The organism is Leptolyngbya sp. AN10 (genome assembly GCF_050565645.1).
Classification (GTDB): Bacteria; Cyanobacteriota; Cyanobacteriia; order Leptolyngbyales; family Leptolyngbyaceae; genus Leptolyngbya.
This window is the reverse complement of sequence record NZ_JBNXVP010000010.1, coordinates 107,605-126,787: the sequence shown is the minus strand read 5'-3', so window position 1 is coordinate 126,787 and position 19,183 is coordinate 107,605. Positions and strand designations below refer to the sequence as shown.

General features: G+C 46.9%; 15 protein-coding genes. 2 read left to right on the top strand and 13 right to left on the bottom strand.

From position 1 onward, the window contains the following. Positions 1–16: 16 nt before the first annotated feature. The 4 genes from ACQ4M5_RS16150 to glpX all read right to left on the bottom strand — a co-directional run bounded on the left by ACQ4M5_RS16150 (position 17) and on the right by glpX (position 5,456). Positions 17–559 carry a TM2 domain-containing protein gene (locus ACQ4M5_RS16150; RefSeq protein ID WP_430676667.1) on the bottom strand — a complete coding sequence of 181 codons (543 nt, stop codon included), beginning with the start codon at positions 557–559 and terminating at the stop codon, positions 17–19. Beyond that, positions 556–2,589, bottom strand: coding sequence for an NAD-dependent DNA ligase LigA (gene ligA, locus ACQ4M5_RS16145; protein ID WP_430676666.1), 2,034 nt, complete (start codon positions 2,587–2,589; stop codon positions 556–558). Before ligA ends, ACQ4M5_RS16150 begins: the two co-directional genes overlap by 4 nt. Before the next feature lie 405 nt (positions 2,590–2,994). Next, positions 2,995–4,281, bottom strand: coding sequence for a glutamyl-tRNA reductase (locus ACQ4M5_RS16140; protein ID WP_430676665.1), 1,287 nt, complete (start codon positions 4,279–4,281; stop codon positions 2,995–2,997). 137 nt (positions 4,282–4,418) lie between these two features. Then, entirely contained in the window at positions 4,419–5,456 is a 1,038-nt protein-coding gene (gene glpX, locus ACQ4M5_RS16135; RefSeq protein WP_430676664.1) for a class II fructose-bisphosphatase, read from the bottom strand. Positions 5,457–5,696: 240 nt separating this feature from the next. On the opposite strand from glpX, the gene ACQ4M5_RS16130 reads away from it, so the two are divergent. Beyond that, positions 5,697–10,160, top strand: coding sequence for a PAS domain S-box protein (locus ACQ4M5_RS16130; RefSeq protein ID WP_430676663.1), 4,464 nt, complete (start codon positions 5,697–5,699; stop codon positions 10,158–10,160). A gap of 7 nt (positions 10,161–10,167) precedes the next feature. Here the strand turns inward: ACQ4M5_RS16130 and ACQ4M5_RS16125 are convergent, their stop codons facing one another. The 6 genes from ACQ4M5_RS16125 to ACQ4M5_RS16100 form a co-directional block, all read right to left on the bottom strand. Then, complete coding sequence (locus ACQ4M5_RS16125; protein ID WP_430676662.1) at positions 10,168–10,425, bottom strand: TIGR03643 family protein; 258 nt, start codon at positions 10,423–10,425, stop codon at positions 10,168–10,170. Next, positions 10,422–11,006, bottom strand: a complete 585-nt coding sequence (locus tag ACQ4M5_RS16120; RefSeq protein ID WP_430676661.1) for a Uma2 family endonuclease — start codon at positions 11,004–11,006, stop codon at positions 10,422–10,424. The genes ACQ4M5_RS16125 and ACQ4M5_RS16120 overlap by 4 nt, the downstream gene beginning before the upstream one ends. 4 nt (positions 11,007–11,010) lie before the next feature. Next, positions 11,011–11,646, bottom strand: a complete 636-nt coding sequence (locus ACQ4M5_RS16115) for a Uma2 family endonuclease (RefSeq protein ID WP_430676660.1) — start codon at positions 11,644–11,646, stop codon at positions 11,011–11,013. Between the two features lie 2 nt (positions 11,647–11,648). Continuing rightward, on the bottom strand, positions 11,649–12,959 hold the full coding sequence (locus tag ACQ4M5_RS16110) for an aminopeptidase P N-terminal domain-containing protein (RefSeq protein WP_430676659.1): 1,311 nt from the start codon (positions 12,957–12,959) through the stop codon (positions 11,649–11,651). Between the two features lie 652 nt (positions 12,960–13,611). Next, complete coding sequence (locus ACQ4M5_RS16105) at positions 13,612–13,773, bottom strand: HNH endonuclease (protein ID WP_430676658.1); 162 nt, start codon at positions 13,771–13,773, stop codon at positions 13,612–13,614. After that, complete coding sequence (locus ACQ4M5_RS16100; RefSeq protein WP_430676657.1) at positions 13,760–13,897, bottom strand: hypothetical protein; 138 nt, start codon at positions 13,895–13,897, stop codon at positions 13,760–13,762. The genes ACQ4M5_RS16105 and ACQ4M5_RS16100 overlap by 14 nt, the downstream gene beginning before the upstream one ends. A 229-nt stretch (positions 13,898–14,126) precedes the next feature. Here ACQ4M5_RS16100 and ACQ4M5_RS16095 point away from each other — a divergent pair, with 229 nt between their 5' ends. Next, entirely contained in the window at positions 14,127–15,824 is a 1,698-nt protein-coding gene (locus tag ACQ4M5_RS16095; RefSeq protein ID WP_430676656.1) for a helicase HerA domain-containing protein, read from the top strand. 200 nt (positions 15,825–16,024) lie between these two features. On the opposite strand, the gene ACQ4M5_RS16090 is transcribed toward ACQ4M5_RS16095, so the two are convergent. From ACQ4M5_RS16090 to ACQ4M5_RS16080, 3 genes are all read right to left on the bottom strand, one after another. Next, positions 16,025–16,393: a hypothetical protein gene (locus tag ACQ4M5_RS16090; RefSeq protein ID WP_430676655.1), complete on the bottom strand. Its 369-nt coding sequence runs from the start codon at positions 16,391–16,393 to the stop codon at positions 16,025–16,027. Next, on the bottom strand, positions 16,394–17,497 hold the full coding sequence (locus tag ACQ4M5_RS16085) for an aldo/keto reductase (RefSeq protein WP_430676654.1): 1,104 nt from the start codon (positions 17,495–17,497) through the stop codon (positions 16,394–16,396). Positions 17,498–17,597: 100 nt separating this feature from the next. Further along, the gene (locus ACQ4M5_RS16080; protein ID WP_430676653.1) at positions 17,598–19,172 is read right to left on the bottom strand and encodes an ATP-binding protein; all 1,575 of its coding nucleotides are present in this window, start codon (positions 19,170–19,172) and stop codon (positions 17,598–17,600) included. Positions 19,173–19,183: the final 11 nt, after the last annotated feature.

Genomic DNA, 19,183 nt, shown 5'->3' with positions numbered 1-19,183 from the left:
AATACAAAAACTCCGATCAAAGCTCTCTAAATTCGTATAATACAATCCCAGTTTCAGGATCGTTTGCTAATTCAACATAGCCACTTTTCAACATTTCTGTAAGGAGTGCCTCAACCTGCTGAAAGCTCAATCCTGTTGCCATTACGCCTTGAGTCACTGAGAGTTTTCCACCATTTGAATCTGCGGCTTTGAGCAGTGCGATCGTCGCTTTCTGTTGAATGACAGACGGAACTACCTCAAACAATGTCGGAGATCTCGCGCCAAGAAATTTAGTAGGTTTAAGCGTCACTTGCTCGATTTTGAGCACGGTTGGATTGCTGTCTAATATGTACTTTTCAGCCAGTCGCGCATTGTGGACTTCAACCATCCTTGGAATCAAGATCAAATCTAATAATTGCCCAAAGCCAAACAGTCCGAATGTTCCGAGCCAGAGAACACCCGTCATTTTTTCGCCATTGTATAAACGGTGCAATCCTGACACACCGAACAATCCGCCTAACCACAGAATGTAAGCGACACCGACTTTGTTCATACCATTGACTCGATCGATTATCGTCATGATAGCGATTCGCCCTGAATCAATGCCAGCAGATCCGCCTCCGAAAGAATGGAAACCCCCAGAGATTCTGCCTTATCGAGCTTTGATCCTGCCTTCTCTCCAGCGACTAAGTAATCCGTTTTTTTGCTCACAGAATCGGAAACTTTGCCGCCTGCTTGTTGAATTAACGCCTGAGCTTCATCGCGTTTCAAGGTTGGCAAGGTTCCAGTAATCACAAACGTTTTACCTGAAATCGCCGTTTCAACTTGTGCGACCGAAGCGGCTTCACCTTCGAGTTGGACTCCTGATTGACGTAATCGATCGACAAGTTCCCGATTACTATGATTCTGAAACCATTCGTACACCGATTGTGCAATCTCAGACCCAAATCCCGGAACTGCTTCGATTTGTTCAGGTGTTGCCTGAGCAAGTAAATCTACTTTCGGAAAAGTTTGCGTCAGAGTTTGAGCGTTCACGCTGCCGATGTGTCGAATTCCTAAACCAAATAAGACTCGTGACCACGGTTGAGCTTTCGAGTGCTGAATTGCCGCAACAATCTTTTCAGCGGACTTTTTGCCCATTCTTTCCAGCGTTAGAAGTTGCTCGATCGATAACTCATAAAGATCTCCAACCGACTGCACTAAATTACTATCGACCAATTGTGCGACCAGTTTTTCACCGACTCCGTTAATATCTAACGCATCACGACTCGCCCAGTGTGTTAGTGCTCCGCGCAAAATTGCTGGACAGGAAGCGTTAATACATCGAGTCACAGCTTCGTCTTCAGGTTTGACAACAGGTTCGCCACACTCTGGACAATGAGAAGGCATCTCATACGGTTGTGCATCTGTCGGTCGTAGCTCTTTCAGAACGCGCAACACTTCGGGAATGATTTCGCCAGCTTTGCGAATGATTACTGTGTCGCCAATTCTGCAATCGAGTTCAGCAATACGATCGCGATTATGCAAAGTCGCACGAGAAACCGTTGTCCCTGCTAATTGCACAGGTTTCAATTCGGCAACGGGCGTAATTGCTCCAGTTCGTCCTACATTCACACTAATGTTTTCGAGAATCGTGGGAGCTTCTTCGGCTGGATACTTGAGCGCGATCGCCCAACGGGGAAATTTTTGCGTAAAGCCGATTCGTTCTTGTAGCGCGAGAGAATTAATTTTAATCACTACACCATCGGTCATGTAGCGCAATTGAGTTCGATCGAGAGACCAACGATCGCAGTATTCCTGAACTTCCTGAAGGTTCGCACACTGTTGCCGTTCTGGATTCACTCGAAAACCCATCTGTTTCAAAAGTTCTAGCGCTTCCCACTGGGTTTTGAGTTCGCCTGGAAAATGGAGCGTATAAGCAAAGAAATCGAGTTGGCGTTGAGCAACAATTTTGGAATCGAGTTGGCGTAAGGTTCCAGCGGTTGCATTCCGGGGATTGGCAAAAAGGGAGTCACCGGATTTTTCTCGATCGCGGTTAATCTGCTCAAACGTATCGAGGGAAAGAAACGCTTCGCCCCGAACCTCGATAATTTCTGGAGGATTCTCTAGATTGAGGCGTAAAGGAATCGATCGGATCGCTTTTACGTTTTGGGTGATTTCTTCGCCTGTAATGCCATCGCCACGAGTTGCACCCCGCACGAGAATGCCATTTTCGTAAGTTAGAGCTAACGCATTCCCGTCAATTTTTAATTCGCAAATGTAATCGTACTCAGTGACATCTGGAGCCGCTTTTTTCCAGCGCTGTTCCCAGGTTGCTAAGTCTTCGTTGCCGAACGCATTCTCTAAACTGTAGAGCGGAACATTGTGCTTAATTGAAGTGAACTGACTCGCAGGACGTTCACCCACGCGCTGAGTTGGACTATCGGGCGTGATTAGTTCTGGATATTGAGATTCGAGCGTTTGCAGTTCGCGATATAAGCGATCGTAAACTGCATCGTCCATTGTCGGTGCATCAAGCACGTAATATTCGTAACTCGCTTTTTGCAACAGGGTTTTGAGTTCTTGTACTCGCTGTTGAATTTCCGGAGTGAGTTGCGCGACTGAATCCATTTACGATTATCCCTTGCCCAGTAAACAGAGCTTAGTGTACTGCGGAAAATCACTCCTCTACCAAAAAAGTGATTTCACCGAGATTTTAGTACACTAGCACTATTTAAGGCAAGGGAAAAGAAATTGAGGACGCTGGCAAATAGAATTTGCCACGGCGCAAAATCGCAATTTCTGATCTCGAATTAAAAGGGTGTTTGAAAAGTATCGTTGATTGCACGAGCCGCCCCGGACTGGAAGTCGGGGCTAACAGAACGAAGTCCACTGAAGGGGACTGACAACTCAGCTACGTCGGCTCCTCAGTCCTTTTCAAAGGACTTCGCACCGATAGCCCCGACTTCCAGTCCGGGGCGAAATGGAACGGAGCGAGGAAGCTTTTTATTCCTTTCAAACATGCTCTAAGGCTAATCAAGCTTTTGCTTGTTCTCGATCGAGATTAAACAAGACTTCCAATGTTTCCATCGCTTGTCGTCGCGCCTCAATATCTTGTTGTGCCCGCAATTGCACCATTGGATCATGCAAAATCTTGTTTACAATCCCTTTGGTCAATGCTTCAATCACTTCGCGATGTCGATCGCCAAATTCAGTTCCCAATCGCGACAAGGCTTTCTCTAATTCCTGTGCCCGAATCGCTTCAACTTTATCGCGCAAACAGCTAATTGTCGAAACCGTTTCCAGCGATCGCCACCAAGCTTCAAAGGCTTCCACTTCTTCATCTAGGAGCGCTTCAGCTTCCATTGCCATTTGACGACGACTTTCTTGATTCTGAGCCACAACCGCTTTTAGATCATCGACGTTGAATGCTCGAACGGTGGGCAATTCATTCACATCGGATGCCACATTTCGCGGAACCGCAATATCAATCACCATCAAGGGTTGATTCGGATCAAGTACAGGTTCAAGATTTGCTTTATCTAGAATCGGTTCGGTGGAAGAAGTGCTGGTGAATACGATATCGGATTGTGCGATCGCATCCATCATATCGGCGATCGGTAATAGTCTCAGATGAGCATCGGGAAACAGATTCGCCAACTCACGAGCGCGATCCATCGATCGATTCAAAATCACAATGTTGGTCGCACCCTTCGACAATAGATGCTGCACCAATAAGCGCGACATTTTTCCTGCACCAATGATTGTCACTCGTTGAGCCGAAAGCTGATCAACCTTCATTTGCGCCAATTCAACCGCTGCGGAACTGATCGAAACAGCACCCGTTCCAATGCTCGTCTCGGTTCTGACTCGTTTTCCTGCGCTAATGCCTTGTTTAAATAACTGATTCAAAATCCGTCCGATGCCACGATGCTGTTGTCCCAGTTTGTGGCACTGTTTCACCTGCGCGAGAATTTGTCCTTCACCCAGAACTAAACTATCAAGACCCGATGCCACTCTCATCAAGTGCATCACCGCGTCTTGATGCAGCAACGTGAAGAGATACGGACGCAAGCGAGAACTCGGTAATTTACTGTGTTCTGCTAAAAATTGATTGACTTCGCGGATACCCTGTTCCGTGTCCGAAGTCACTAGATAAAGCTCCAAACGATTGCAGGTACTCAGAACCGCAACCTCTTCGATATGCGGATAGCTACAGAGTTCAGCGATCGCTTTATCACAAACGGGTTCCGGGATACTCAGTTTCTCACGAACTTCGACGGGTGCAGTTTTGTGAGTTAGCCCAACTACAGCAATGTTCATATTAAAAAGCGCTCTAATAAATCAATCAAGGTGAAGGACGAAGAGGTGGGGAGTGGGGAGGTGGGGAGTGGGGAGTAAGATGCTTTTACCATTATCGCTCTACTCCCCACTCCCTACACCCTACTCCCCACTCTTAATTAGTGCAATTGAACGATCTTCGGTTGATCAAACATGTGAATCGTGTCCACAAATCGCGCCGTCTTCGATTGGCTGGAGATGACTAAGGTCTGAGTTCTCGCGCCACCTTTGAAGAATCGTACCCCGTTCATAATGTTGCCCGGAGTGATGCCAGTTCCAGCAAACAGAACGGTTTCACCCGATGCCAGTTCTTCAGCCGAGTAGACTTTATCTGGATCGGTGATGCCCATGTCTTTGAGGCGAGCAATGTTCGCTTCTTTGCTTTCTCCAATCAGTCCAGTTTGAACGATTTCTGGATCGTAGATCAATTGTCCTTGGAAGTGTGCCCCTAAACAGCGCAGTGCTGCGGCAGAAATCACACCTTCAGGAGCCGCACCGATTCCCATCAGAGCGTGAATGTTGGTTCCAGCGAAACCACAATTGATTGCTGCGCCGACATCCCCATCACTAATCAGTTGAACTCGTGCGCCTGCTTCCCGGATTTCTTTGATCAGATCATCGTGACGGGCACGTTTCATCACGACCACAACCAATTCATCGATCGAGCGATCGAGACATTCCGATAAAATCTTCAGGTTCTCAGTCGCAGACTTGTTAATGTCTACTTTGCCTTTTGCAGCAGGAGGAGCCGCCAGTTTCTTCATATAGAAGTCAGGAGCCGCGAACAAGCCACCTTTTTCGGAGATTGCTAACACTGCCATCGATCCGGGCTGACCGTAAGCACAAAGGTTCGTACCTTCACAGGGGTCAACAGCGATGTCGATTTCGATCAATTCATCGACGTTACAGTAATTTGCGGCATCCGGTTGCGAACAAATTCCGACTTCTTCACCGATAAACAGCATCGGGGCATCGTCACGCTCTCCTTCTCCGATCACGATCCGACCGCGCATGTAAATTTTGTTCATGCGTTCGCGCATCGCTTCTACTGCCACTCGATCGGCTTCATTCTTATCGCCTTTTCCCATGAGACGCGCCGAGGCGATCGCCGCCTGTTCCACGACTTCAATAATTTCTAAACCAAGCGTGTTTTCCACGAAATAAGTCCTCCAACTGCTGATTTGTCGCCGTTTTCATGGGCAATCTCAGTTATCAATCCTACCAAAAGGCGGTTCTTCAATTCGCGATCGAACTTTTATTAAGTTTGGTCAAGCAATTCTGAGATAAAAATCCGGTTGCAGTACCTCCCTCATGAGACAGATGACGTTTTCTCTCATTCGATAGACAGTCATACTAGGGAGCGCATCTGCGTTCAATTCGTTTGTCTTCTCAGTCTCATGAATCACCAGGTCGAAGCCCCCCACCTTTCTCACTCAGCAACACTCCAAACTGGAACTTTTCTTCAATTTGCCGATGGTCGGGTGCAAGCCTGTGATGCTGGAGTCGAACCATTATTGGGATATCCAGCAGAAGACTTGATCGGAAGTACGCTGGAGGATTCGTTTTGGCGATCGATTCGACCGGATGGCAGTTCGATTCAGCCGGAACAGTTTCCGTCGATCGTGGCGCTTCGGACGGGACAACCGCAACAAGCCGTGATCGGGTTTTATTCGCAGAATCAGGATCTCATTTGGCTCCAAGTTGATGCGACTCCTTTATTTCAAGGTGAAACTCCTTATGCTGCGGTGGTAACTTTGCGACCTGCGGTGACTCAACGCCCAGAACGATCGCAGTTAATGTTAATCGAGCAGAATCGCCTGTTGGAATTGATCGCGACGGGTCGATCACTGGATGACTGTCTGACAGCGGTGTGTGATGCGATCGCTCGACTCAATCCGGGGACTCGTGCAAGTTTTCTGCTGGCAGATAGCAATTGTAAAAGTTTTTCGCGATCGATTACTCCGAGTTTGCCGCCTTCGTTTGGACAAGCGCTCAAAGATGCCCCGATCAATGATCTCTGTATCGGAACTTGTGGCGAAGCGGTGTATCGAGGAATATCAATTTCTTGTCCAGATATCGAGCACGATGAACGCTGGTCAAAACCTTGGCGGGATCTCTGTGTCGCACATGGAATTTTAGGGTGTCACTCTGAACCTGTGATAGCTATTGATCAAGTGCCGCTCGGATCATTGATGCTGTGTTTCGATCGACCGCGCACCCCAACCGAATGGGAATATCAATTGGCGGCTTTTGGAACTCAGGTTGCCAGTATTGTGTTTGAGCGTGACCGTGTTTTTGCTGAAAATACTCAAGCTCAAGAAGACCTCCAACGCACGAATCAAACGCTAAGGACTTTAATTTCAGCCTCTCCATTACCGATCATCGCGATGGAACCGGATAGCCGAGTGAAGCTTTGGAACCCAGCCGCAGAGCAGCTATTTGGTTGGACAGAAGCAGAAGTGTTAGGGGAATATATCCCGGTTGTGCCGCCGGAAAAGTTAGAGGAATGTCAGCAACTCAGAGCCGATGTCGTTCGGGGAGAAACATTTTTTGGCATTGAAACATATCGATCGAAGCGGGATGGAGTCAATATCAGCGTGAGTGTCTCGGCTGCACCGCTTTTTGATGATCAAGGCAATGTCCAAGACATTATGGTGATTCTTCAGGATGTTACCGAGCGGCAACAAGCAGAAGCCAGGATTCGTCAGAGTGAAGCGCGATATCGGGCATTGATCGAACTCTCTCCACAGATTGTGTATGTGAGCGATCCGAACGGCATGATCGAATACTGCAATCAGTGGGGACTTGATTTTACAGGTCGATCGCTCGAAGAACTGCGCGGCTACGGTTGGTCGAACTTAGTGCATCCGGATTACCGCGATCGAACTTACACCGCTTGGCTGGATTCGATACAGAGCAACCATAAATATGAACTCGAAGTGCCGTATCTCCGTGCAGATGGAGAATACCGCTGGTTGTACACGTGCGCTTCTCCAGTTCGGAATGAGAACGGTACGATCGACTATTGGATTGGAATCGCGCTGGATGTTCACGATCGTAAGCAGGCAGAACTCGCGGTTCGTCGTCGAGAAGCCGAGTTCCGATTGCTCGCAGAGTCGCTTCCTCAAATCGTTTGGGTGACGGATGCGGAGGGTAAAACCAGCTATGTGAATGAGCGATGGAGCGAATTTTCTGGGCTAACGCTAGAAGAAACTGCCACACCAGAAATTCAGCAAACGATCTTTCATCCTGACGACCTCGATCGTGTACATGGCGAATGGACGATCGCACATCAGACTCGATCGATTTATCGCGTCGAAGCTCGAATGCGGAATCACAAAACTGGAGAATTTCATTGGTTTTTGATCCGCTGTGAGCCTTTTATGGATGAAGCTGGGAATTTGCTGCGCTGGTTTGGGACTTCGACGGATATCACCGAAACCAAGCACCGCGAACTGTACACAGCATTTTTGGCAGAGATTAGTCAGGAATTGGTGATCGATCGTACTGAAACCGAAATGATGCAGGTTTTAGGCGAAAAGATTGGTCAGTTCTTCAATGTTTCTAATTGTGCCTTTGCTCAGTTTGATTCAAGGATCGATGTTGCAGTTATTCATCACAATTGGCGCAAAGATAAAACAGCAGTAAGTCTCGTTGGAGAATATCCGATCACAGAATTCGCTGTACTGGAACTTTGGGAACGTATGGTGAACAATCAGCCTATTGTAATCAATGATGTCGAGGCTGATCCTCAAACTGCTCCTTTTGCCGATCGATATCATGCGATCGATGTTCGGGCGTTCATCAATGCTCCCTTTGTCAGTGATGATGGCGTTCAATTTGCGATCATTCTTCATCAATCACATCCTTACCAGTGGCAAGCTGATGAAATTGAACTATTACAGCAGTTAACCACGCGGATTTGGGCATATCTGGAACGCGATCGCGCTTTACAACAACTCAAGATCGTAGAAGCTCGATTGCAAGATATCTTATCTAGCATTCACGAGAATTTCTTAGTGTGGGATCATGATTGGAACATTGCTTATCTGAATGCGAAAGCTGCGGAGACGATCGGTTCATCTCGTGAAGAACTGGTCGGCAGGAACTTCTGGGAGCTTTACCCTGATGTGGTAGGAACTGAGTTTTGGGAAGTTCTGCACCAAGTGAAACGCGATCGTACTCCTGTGCTTCATGAGTTTTACTATCCCACTTGGAATCGCTGGTACGAGAACCGGATTTATCCTACCTCTGAAGGGATTGTGAATGTTAGTTCTGATATTACCGATCGCAAACAAATCGAGGAAGATCTGCGGCAAAAAACAGCGATCTTAAACACGATCAATGAAGCAACTGCGGCACTGGTCTACGTCAAAGATCGCCAAGGACGGTATGTCTATGCGAATCCTGCGGCGCTTGAACTATTGGGCAGACCTGCGCCTGAGATCATTGGTTTTTGCGATCGCGAATTATTTTCACAGTCCATTGATCCCATCATCGCAACAGATCAGCGCATTATGGCTTCCGGGCAGATGGAAGCGATCGAGGAAACGGTTGGAGGTCGTACCTTTCTTAGCATTAAAGTTCCTCAACGGAATACAGCAGGCGAAGTGATTGGATTGATCGGCGTTTCAACCGATATCAGCGATCGAGTTGAAATCGAGCGCGATCGTGAACGGATTCTAGAACAAGCACAAGCCGCACGAGAAGCCGCCGAACAAGCTAACCGCATCAAAGACGAATTCTTAGCGGTACTGTCCCACGAACTACGATCGCCACTTAATCCAATTCTCGGCTGGACAAAGATCCTTAGAACAGGCAACCTCAATCCAGAGCGGACGGCTCAAGCGCTGGAAACGATCGAGCGCAATGCTCAACTGCAATCCGAACTAATCGAGGATCTCTTAGATGTTGCCCGAATCTTACAAGGCAAACTGAGCTTGAATGCTCGTCCGGTGAATGTGGTCATGATGATTCATTCTGCGATCGAGACGGTTCGACTTGCAGCAGAGAGTAAAGGAATTGCGATCGAGACTTGCTTATCCGAAGTGGGAGAAGTGTCAGGAGATGCGACTCGCCTCCAGCAAATTGTTTGGAATCTGCTCTCGAATGCAGTGAAATTCACGCCATCAGGAGGAAGAGTCACGGTTCAACTCGACTCGATCGATCACCAAGCTCAAATCAAAATAACCGATACAGGCAAAGGAATTTCCCCAGAGTTTCTCCCCCACGTTTTCGATTATTTCCGCCAAGAAGACGGCACAACGACTCGAAAATTTGGCGGTTTAGGATTGGGATTAGCGATCGTTCGTCACTTAGTCGAACTTCACGGCGGAACTGTGAATGCAACCAGTGAAGGCGAAGGATTTGGAGCAACGTTTACTGTTACTTTCCCTTTGATTAATGTTGAAGCAACACCTAGTAAAACGATCGAGCAATCGAAGCTGAACAATCTGCGTGGAATGCGCTTACTGGTTGTCGATGATGATCCAGATTCGCGTGAATTTATTGCTTTTGTTCTCGATCAAGCGGGTGCACAAGTTACGATCGCACATTCAGGCGCAGAAGCATTTTCGCAATTAACGCGCTTTGTGCAAAGCACAACTCCGAAGGAACCGCGCTTTGATGTACTCGTTAGTGATATCGGAATGCCAGGGATGGATGGATATATGCTGCTCAAACAAGTGCGACAACTACCTGCTGAACAAGGGGGGAGAGTGAATGCGATCGCGCTAACCGCTTATGCGGGTGAGTTCAATCAGCAACAAGCGCTCCAAGCTGGATTCCAAGCGCATTTAGCCAAACCGATTGACCCAGAGCGATTGGTTCAAGAAGTGGCAAAATTGCGCGATCGACAATAATTTTTAACTATGAGCCTTTTTGATTCTGCGATCGAAACCGTCCTTCAACAAAATCTCGCTGCTTGAGATGCTTTGTTTTGCGTCCTGTGACTCGTTCGCGCCACATTCTGAAGCTTGATTCTTTCATTTCCCGCCGCATTAATGCGATCGTCTGTTTCTCATCTAATCCAAATTGCAGTTCAATGGCTTCAAAGGGCGTTCGATCTTCCCAAGCCATTTCGAGAATTCTATCGATCGTTTCATTATCTAACTCTGGTAATTTCATTGCTGAATTGCTTGTTGAAAAGTTTTGATTGCATCAACATGATTCACCATGTTGATACAGCGTAAGAGCAATTCGAGATCGAGTCCTGGAACTGCTTCACTGTTCGATATCTTCTCGTATCGAAATTGATCACCTTCTAAACGTAAGTGGTAGACCTCTAAAACGCCATCTTCCCAGAACCATACTTCTGAGATTTTGAGCCGTTTGTAAGCTTCGAGTTTGTTAATGCCGCCGCTGGTGAATACAATCTCGATCGCTAAATCCGGACGCGATCGACCTGGTGCAAGTTTATAGGATTGATCCGCTTCTCGCTTAACACATCCAACGCTTTCCAATGTCATTGAGCCTGTCGGAGTAAAGTCAAATCCCGCTTCCAATAGATAGACCCCCAAAAGCGCGTTAATTCTTGCTTTGAGCATTTCATGAGATTCACCAGGCATTTGTCGAATCTCCAACGTTCCATCTAGGAAAGAAAGGCGATAACCAGGTCGATCGAGCAATTGCTCAACCGCTTTAAACTCTCGCCAAGTGAGGGCTTCAAAGAGCATTGGGGTTGGTTTTTGAGAAAGCGCGATCGTCATAGCACTACTCCTGGTTTAGCTTCTGTCTCAAACTACGAATGGCTGCACCGGTCGATCGCTCTGAAGCAATTTGCTCACATTCAGCAACAATGTCCAGAATCGAAATATCTGGGAAAAAGCGACTTCGCTCCCGAATCACATAAGCATCATTCTCGAAACCATAAATCCGAAGTTGCTTTTTCTTGTACATCCATACTTCTGGCACTTTGAACGGTAGATAGTCATCGACCTTACTGTAGCTAGTAACATCCATTTCAATCACCAAATCAAATGGTGGTTCAACTTGCCAGTCAATTCGATCTCTACCAGTTGAAAACTGCCAATTGTCAATGTAAAAGCAAATATCTGGCTCAATTCCATAAGCCTCTGGTAAGGTCATTGTGACAGGAGTGTAAGCATTGTATTCCTGCTCTAAATGATCCAGAATCGTTTTTACGATGTCGCCTAGTAGATTTGCGCCATAGCCATGAACGGGTAAGGGTGACATTAGTAGAATCTCTCCGTCTCGATATTTCATTCGAGGGATCGATCCGTCTCCTCGTTGTTCACTCAAAGTGATGTAGTCTTGCCAAGTTCCTGGAAGTTTTAGAAATGAGCCGGGTGGTAGCTCGATACGATCGCGTGATACTAATGCAAACATCTTTATCGCTCCATTGCTTCAACTGATTTTGGAACTGCTGCGGTCAGAACTTCATTCCCGGTATCAGTGACTAGCACATCATCTTCGATCCGAATGCCAATTCCGCGCCAGCGTTCAGGCACTTCAGGCTGTCCTTCTAAGGGTTCAAAGTCCGATCGAATATAAATTCCTGGTTCTACTGTGATCACCTGTCCCGCTTGGAAGTTCAGCCAGTTTTCACCAATTTTCCGCGCTCCTGCATCATGCACATCTAAGCCCAACCAATGCCCGGTTCCGTGCATAAAGAAGGCTTTGTACTTCTCTTCTTTGATGATTTCTTCGATGTCTCCTTGCAATAAACCAAGCTCCATTAAACCCTCAGTAATCACTCTCACCGCTGTATCGTGAAATTGATTCCAGGGATTTCCGGGTTTGATTTGCTCGATCGCTGAAAGTTGTGCTTTCAACACCAATTCATACAAAATTCGCTGTTCCTCAGTAAACTTATCGCCTACTGGATAAGTCCGAGTGATGTCTGAGTTGTAATAGTTGTAAGAACAGCCCGCATCAATCAGCAATAGTTCACCATCTTGCATTTGTCGATCGTTTTCGGTGTAGTGCAGAATGCAAGAATTATTTCCCGAAGCGACGATCGACGGATAAGCAATTCCTTGCCCGCCTCGAAGCCTGAATAGATGCTCCATCTGCGCCTGAATTTCGTACTCATACAGTCCAGGCTTCCGAATGTCGATCGCTAAATTGTGAGCTTCTGCGGCAATTTCGACTGCTCGTCGCATCTCAGAGAGTTCGTAGTCACTCTTTACAACCCGCATTGGATGAAGCGTGAAAGCAGGATCTTCGATCGCGGTTGGACTAATTCCATTGCGATCGTACAAAGCAATACAACGCTGCCATAGTCTGAGAACTCGCTGATTAAATGTTTGATCGCGTCCGAAATGATAGTAAATCCGTTCTGCCTTGGTGACATACTGCGCTAACTTCTCATCCAATTCGGTGATCGGATAAGCTTCATCAGCTCCATACTTTTCTTTCGCCGCCTCGACTCCAATCCGGTAGCCTGTCCAAGTTTCCTTCAACCGATCTTTGGGCTGTACGAACAGAATAAATTTATGCTCTTCATGCCAAGGAGCAAAGACCGCAACCGCATCCGCCTCGTTAAATCCTGTAAGGTAGAAAAAATCGCTGTCTTGGCGATAGTTGTATTCCACATCGTTGTGCATCACAGCCATCGGCGCACTGCGGAAAATTGCGGTTCCGTTGCCGATTTTGGACATAAAGAGATCGCGGCGTTGCTTGAATTCGGAATGGAGCATGAATCTAAACTTTGGAAGGACTTCAGCCTTCATTTTAGAGAGAAGAACGACGATCGCACAAACCGAAGTCAAGCGTAAGTAGCTGCTGACCGATTCCTCGACCTAATCAAGCATCGTGTTGTCGCATTTGCTACGATTTCTCTTAGAGGGTGTTTGAGAAGGATAAAAAGCGGCTTTACTTCGTTGCCAGTCCGCCCGGAAATGAATCTCCGGGCTAATGGAGGAAACCCCGCTGAAGCGGGCTAAGAGAGTAATTCGGGGTTCTTAGCCCAGTTTAGTGGGCTTCCCGCGATTAGCCCGGAGATTCATTTCCGGGCGGGTGAATGCGATAAACGATTACTTCCCAAACGCCCTCTTAGTTCTTAGCTTCAGCTAAGGTCATCTGATGGAGGATGTAAACCAATTTGAATCCAGAAGCGTCGTGTTGCCCGAATTGAATCATCCTCCGGATAGCGCAAATCATTGAGATCTAGACGGATACAAGTAGCCCTGCCCGTTGGTGTTTTTCCCTGGATGAGAACCCCGTCTTCTACCCAAGTGAAATGCACCTTCCAAGGTTGTTGACGAGGATTGAAGATAGAAACAATTTCTTGCGTTTCTGGGTCGATTCCTGCAACAAAGTTATATCGCCGTTCATTGCATCGCCGACAAGCTAATGCAGATTATCGAGTTCATCTGAGCCACCAAGTGACTTTGGAATGATATGGTCAACTGTAAACCGAGTAGCGCTTAAACGCTCTGGAGAATGACAGTACTCACAAAGATAGCTGGCTCGTTCTCGAATGGTTTGTCGATCGAGATTATTGATTGACATCTTGAGCAGCAATCATCGCGTTAACATGAGTAAAGATTCGATCGAGTTCTGAAATGGCTTCTAGCTCTGCTATTTCCTCTAATGTCAATTGGTCTGCTTTCTTCTTTTCCAGAAGACTTTCCATCCGAATTTGTAGAGTCTCGCTAAACCTGAACAAATTCCACCCTTCAACTTTTTCGATGCAGATTTCGTGTATTAGCGAGGATGGTTTTCCAAGGGTTGTGATCATAATACGTGAGATTGGGCAAGCCCTAAATTAAAGGATGAAACGCAACTCGATTATATAACTTTGACAACTTTAGTACGCTTGCTCCAAGCTGCACTAAGATAGAACAATTGCTTTGGGCTGGGTTATGGATCTAGAGAAGCCATTAGGGTCAGTGATTCAAGGATCTCTGAGCCAAGGATTAGAAGTTCGACTGCACCCGGATGTATCAGTCGAGGAGATGCGAGTCGGAAAGTTCTTGGTCGTGCAGGGAACGCGATCGCGGTTTTTCTGTATGCTGACCGATGTTTCTCTCGGAACTTCAAGCCAGCGCATTATCGCCAATCCTCCAGAGCCGACGAATTTGTTTCTTCAAGAAGTCATTGCAGGGAGCGGGACTTACGGCACAATCGAGCTTTCCCCGATGCTGATGTTCACGCCAACTGAACAGCCTGCGAAGAAGAAAACATCTTCAAAATTGGCATCGTTTGAGGCGAATTCGAGTGAAGCGATCGAGCTTTTACCTGTGAAGACGATTCCGAGCCACTTTAGTCAGGTGTATGACGCGAGTGAGCGAGATTTTCGGGCGGTCTTTGGCTGGGAAGATGACCCGCATCGACGCAATTTTGCGATCGGGCAGCCGATCGATATGGATGTGGCGATTTGTTTGGATCTCGATCGCTTTGTTGAACGCAGTAACGGTGTATTCGGCAAATCTGGAACTGGGAAATCTTTTCTCACTCGATTGTTGCTGGCTGGTATTGTTCGTAAACAAGCTGCGGTCAATCTCATCTTTGATATGCACTCAGAATATGGATGGGAAGCAACTAGAGAAGGCAAGCAGTTTAGTACTGTAAAAGGCTTGCGACAGTTGTTTCCGGGACAAGTGCAGATTTTTACGCTTGATCCCGATTCTACTAAACGTCGAGGTGTGCGTGATGCTCAAGAACTTTATGTGAGCTATGACCAAATCGACGTTGAAGATCTGATGCTCGTTCGGGGCGAGTTGAATCTTTCTGAAGCTGCATTAGAAAACGCGATCATTCTACGCAATGAATTTGGTAAGGCTTGGATCAATCGCTTACTGACAATGAGCAATGGTGAAATCCAAGAGTTCTGCGAAACTAAGATGGGCAGTAAGTCCTCGATCATGGCACTCCAGCGGAAATTGAATCGCTTAGATGAACTGAAGTACATTCGGAATAGTTGCCCGCATAACTATGTGAGTCAGATTTTGGAATGTATTGAAAGTGGAAAGCACGTTGTGATCGAGTTTGGATCACAGTCGAATCTACTGTCTTATATGCTGGCGACGAACATTATTGCGCGACGAATTCACCAAGCTTATGTGCGGAAAGCTGAGAAGTTCTTGCAGACGAAAGACGTGAGCGATCGACCCACACAATTGGTAATTACGATCGAAGAAGCTCACCGATTTCTCGATCCGTCTACTGTGGGACAAACGATTTTTGGTACGATCGCCCGTGAAATGCGGAAATATTTTGTCACGTTGCTAGTTGTGGATCAGCGTCCATCGGGAATCGATAACGAAGTCATGTCACAGATCGGAACCCGAATCACAGCACTGTTAAACGATGAAAAGGACATTGATGCGATTTTTACCGGGGTTTCGGGTGGTCAAAGTTTACGATCGGTACTTGCCAAACTCGATTCCAAACAACAAGCATTGATTCTGGGTCATGCCGTTCCGATGCCTGTCGTCGTGCGGACTCGTCCTTATGATGAAACGTTCTACAGCGAGATTGGTGATACGGCTTGGGAAGAGTTACCGGATGTGGAAGTGTTTCGAGCGGCTGAGGCAGCGAAAGCAGATTTAGGATTTTAGGAGAGTGTTTGAAAAGTCATCTCTCATCGCCTCAATCGCCCCTCGAATAAATTCGGGGCTATCGGAACAAAGTCTGTTGAAACAGACTGAAGAGACTGCCACGATTGACTTTCAGTCCCCTTTAGTGGACTTTTTCCGATAGACCGTGATTTCCAATCACGGGCGAACTGCAATCGCAGCGAAGAACCCTCCTATACTTCTCAAACATCCTCTAACTGCCATTGCTGTAGTAGATGAGTTACCAGAACAAGCACGATCGATGAAACAAACATCTGACTCATTGGTTTCGGAGCTTGCATTTCGATTTGCAATAGTTCCACAAGATGCAGAATCGACGCATCTTTCACCTCGCAATAATAGTTCAGCGGAACAGGAATAGACTGAATTTGCTGAGCAAGATTTGGATCAAGTAAGGTCGGTTTCAACAGTAGATGTAGATGACTAGGAATGATTGGGGATTGTTTGGTTTCTGCGATCGCTAAACTGACAAACAATCCCGCAGAACAATCAAATCGCGAGTATTCCAACACAATCCCATCCCAAGCAACCTTTCGTTTTCGAGTCGCCATCTAAGCGACTCCCGCACCAGCCGATCGAATCAATACATCCGGTTGATATCCCGCAGGCTTAAGACCCACAGAAGCACCCCCATGAATCATGCCTTGAATTTCATTATCAAAGAAGCTGTAGGGAAACTGAGATTCAGGGCGGCTGACTTGTTCTAATCGATCGCTCAATTCTTTAGGAATCTCGAAATCTAAAGCTTCTAAATTGTCCTTTAATTGTGATAGCTTCGTCGCACCTACAATCACAGAAGCAATTCCTGGACGATTCACTGTCCAATTGACTGCAACTTGCGCCATAGGTCGATCGAGTTCTTTCGCCACTTTTTCTAGTTCAGCAACAATCTTCCAATTCCGATCGCTAAACTTCTGAAACGCTGGATTCGAGATACCTTTCACGGTTTCCAGTCGCCCTTCTCCGACTGTTCCACCTTCACTCGGCTTGTACTTTCCACTCAGCAATCCACTTGCTAATGGACTCCAAACCATGACACCCATTCCCAGTTCTTGCCCCAGTGGAACAAACTCTCGCTCAATGTTGCGCTCGACCAAAGAATACTCTAGTTGCAAAGTAGAGAGAGGCTCATACCCGCGCCATTCTGCTAAAGTTTGCGATCGCGCTGCATACCAAGCAGGCACATCACTCAGTCCAACATGGCGAACTTTCCCAGAGCGCACCAAATCATCCAAGGTTCGCATCACTTCTTCGGCGGGTGTCATCTTGTCCCAGGTGTGCAGAATGTACAAATCAATGTAATCAGTTCCTAAGCGCTTCAGCGACCCTTCCACGGCTCTGAGAATGTTCTTGCGCCCGTTGCCGCCAGCGTTAGGATTTCCGGGTTCAGCATTGTACGAGAACTTGGTGGCAATGATTGTTCGATCGCGCAAATTGCGTTCTTGAATGAACTTGCCTAACCAAGTTTCGCTCGTTCCACCTGTGTACAAGTCAGCCGTATCAATGAAGTTGCCACCTGCGTCTATGTAAGTATTGAATAATTGCCGCGCTGTTTCTTCATCTGCACCCCAGCCCCATTCCGTTCCAAAGGTCATGGTTCCAAGGGCTAACCGACTCACACGCAATCCAGATTTTCCTAATGTGTAGTAATTCATTGTTCTAATCCTTCTAAACCACTGCGATGTTCATACTTTAAGAAATGAACCAGGGTCAGTGATATCGGATTCTTGCGCCGAATTGTTGAATTCTTGCTGTCTATGATGCGATCGCTAATTGGCAAACGGCTCGAATCAGCGCATCTGGATCGATCGGTTTGACTAGATGCCGCTGAAATCCTGCCGAAATTGTCTGCTGCTGTGTCACTTCAGACGCAAATGCAGTTAACGCGATCGCAGGAATTTTCTCCAAACCGCAAGATTGCGATCGTACCCACTGGATTAATTCAAATCCATCTGCATCAGGCATTCCTAAATCGCTGACTAATAGATCGGGCATCGTTTGATTTAGATGCGCGATCGCAGTTGCAACAGATTCAGCGACGGTTACGATCGCGCCACTATCTTCTAGGACAAACTGAATCAAATCGCGTGTGTCAGGTTGATCATCAACAATTAAAACTCGTAGTCCTAGTAAGCTCCCAGTGGGTCTTGAATCTGTTGGGTGAGTAACTCTCTGATTCTGAGATTGAGCGATCGGTAATCGAATCGTAAAGATTGAACCTTGATCAATCCCTGTGCTCTGAACCTCGACCGAGCCGCCGTGAAGTTCGACTAAGTTGCGAGTAATCGCTAACCCCAATCCTAAACCGCCGACTTTACGAGTGGTTGAAGCATCTGCTTGCCGAAATGCCTCGAACACATAAGGCAGAAACTCTGGCTCAATTCCTACACCCGTATCTTGAACAGATAAAACAATTTGGTTGGCTTCACGTTGTAAGTTGATTGTGATTTTCCCCGCTTCTGGTGTGAACTTGATCGCATTGGTTAGCAGATTCCAGATTACCTGTTGCAGTCGGGTTGCATCTCCTAATACAGGCGAAGTTGAAACGGCTTGTATCTCGATCGAGACTGCTTTGTTCTCTGCCATCAAGCGAACGGTATCGAGAGCCGCATGAACCACAAGCAATAGATCAACGACCTGACGATTTAATGTCAAAGTTCCACGCAAGATTCGAGAGACATCGAGCAAATCATCAATCAATTGAGCTTGTAAGGTTGCATTTCTAGCGATCGTTTCTAAAGCCCGTTGAGCCGCCGCGCCCGATAGTTTGCCGTCACAGAGTAGTCTTGACCAGCCCAGAATTGGATTGAGTGGTGTCCGTAGTTCATGAGAGACGATCGCAAGAAATTCATCTTTAACCCGATTTGCCGTTTCCGCTCGTTCTTGAAGTTGTTTGCGCTCTTGAGCTTCAGCAACCGCTTGATCGCGCATTTGGCGGTATTCCTGCACTCGGAAGGTAAGATCCGTAACATCCTGAATCGAGAGCATGGCATAGTAGCCTTCATCCTCCGAGGCAATTGCAGTCACGGTTGTATGTTGAATCCGATAACTCTGATCGGTTAGTGGAACAGGAACCACATAGCGATGAAGCTGTGAGGAAAAGATCGTAGGAGGACCCCCTGCAAAAATTAGATCGAGACGATTCGTGTATCGAGTTTCAGTAAATCGAGGAAAAAAATCACCGATCGAGTGTCCCAAAATGCGATCGCGGGGAATCTTCGTCCAGTCTTCGAGAAGACGATTCCAGAATACGACTGAATAATCTGACTTTAGAACGCAGATACCAAGCGGGATTTGATCCAAGACACTGAATTGATCGGAGTTGTTCATCGGTTTAAGGC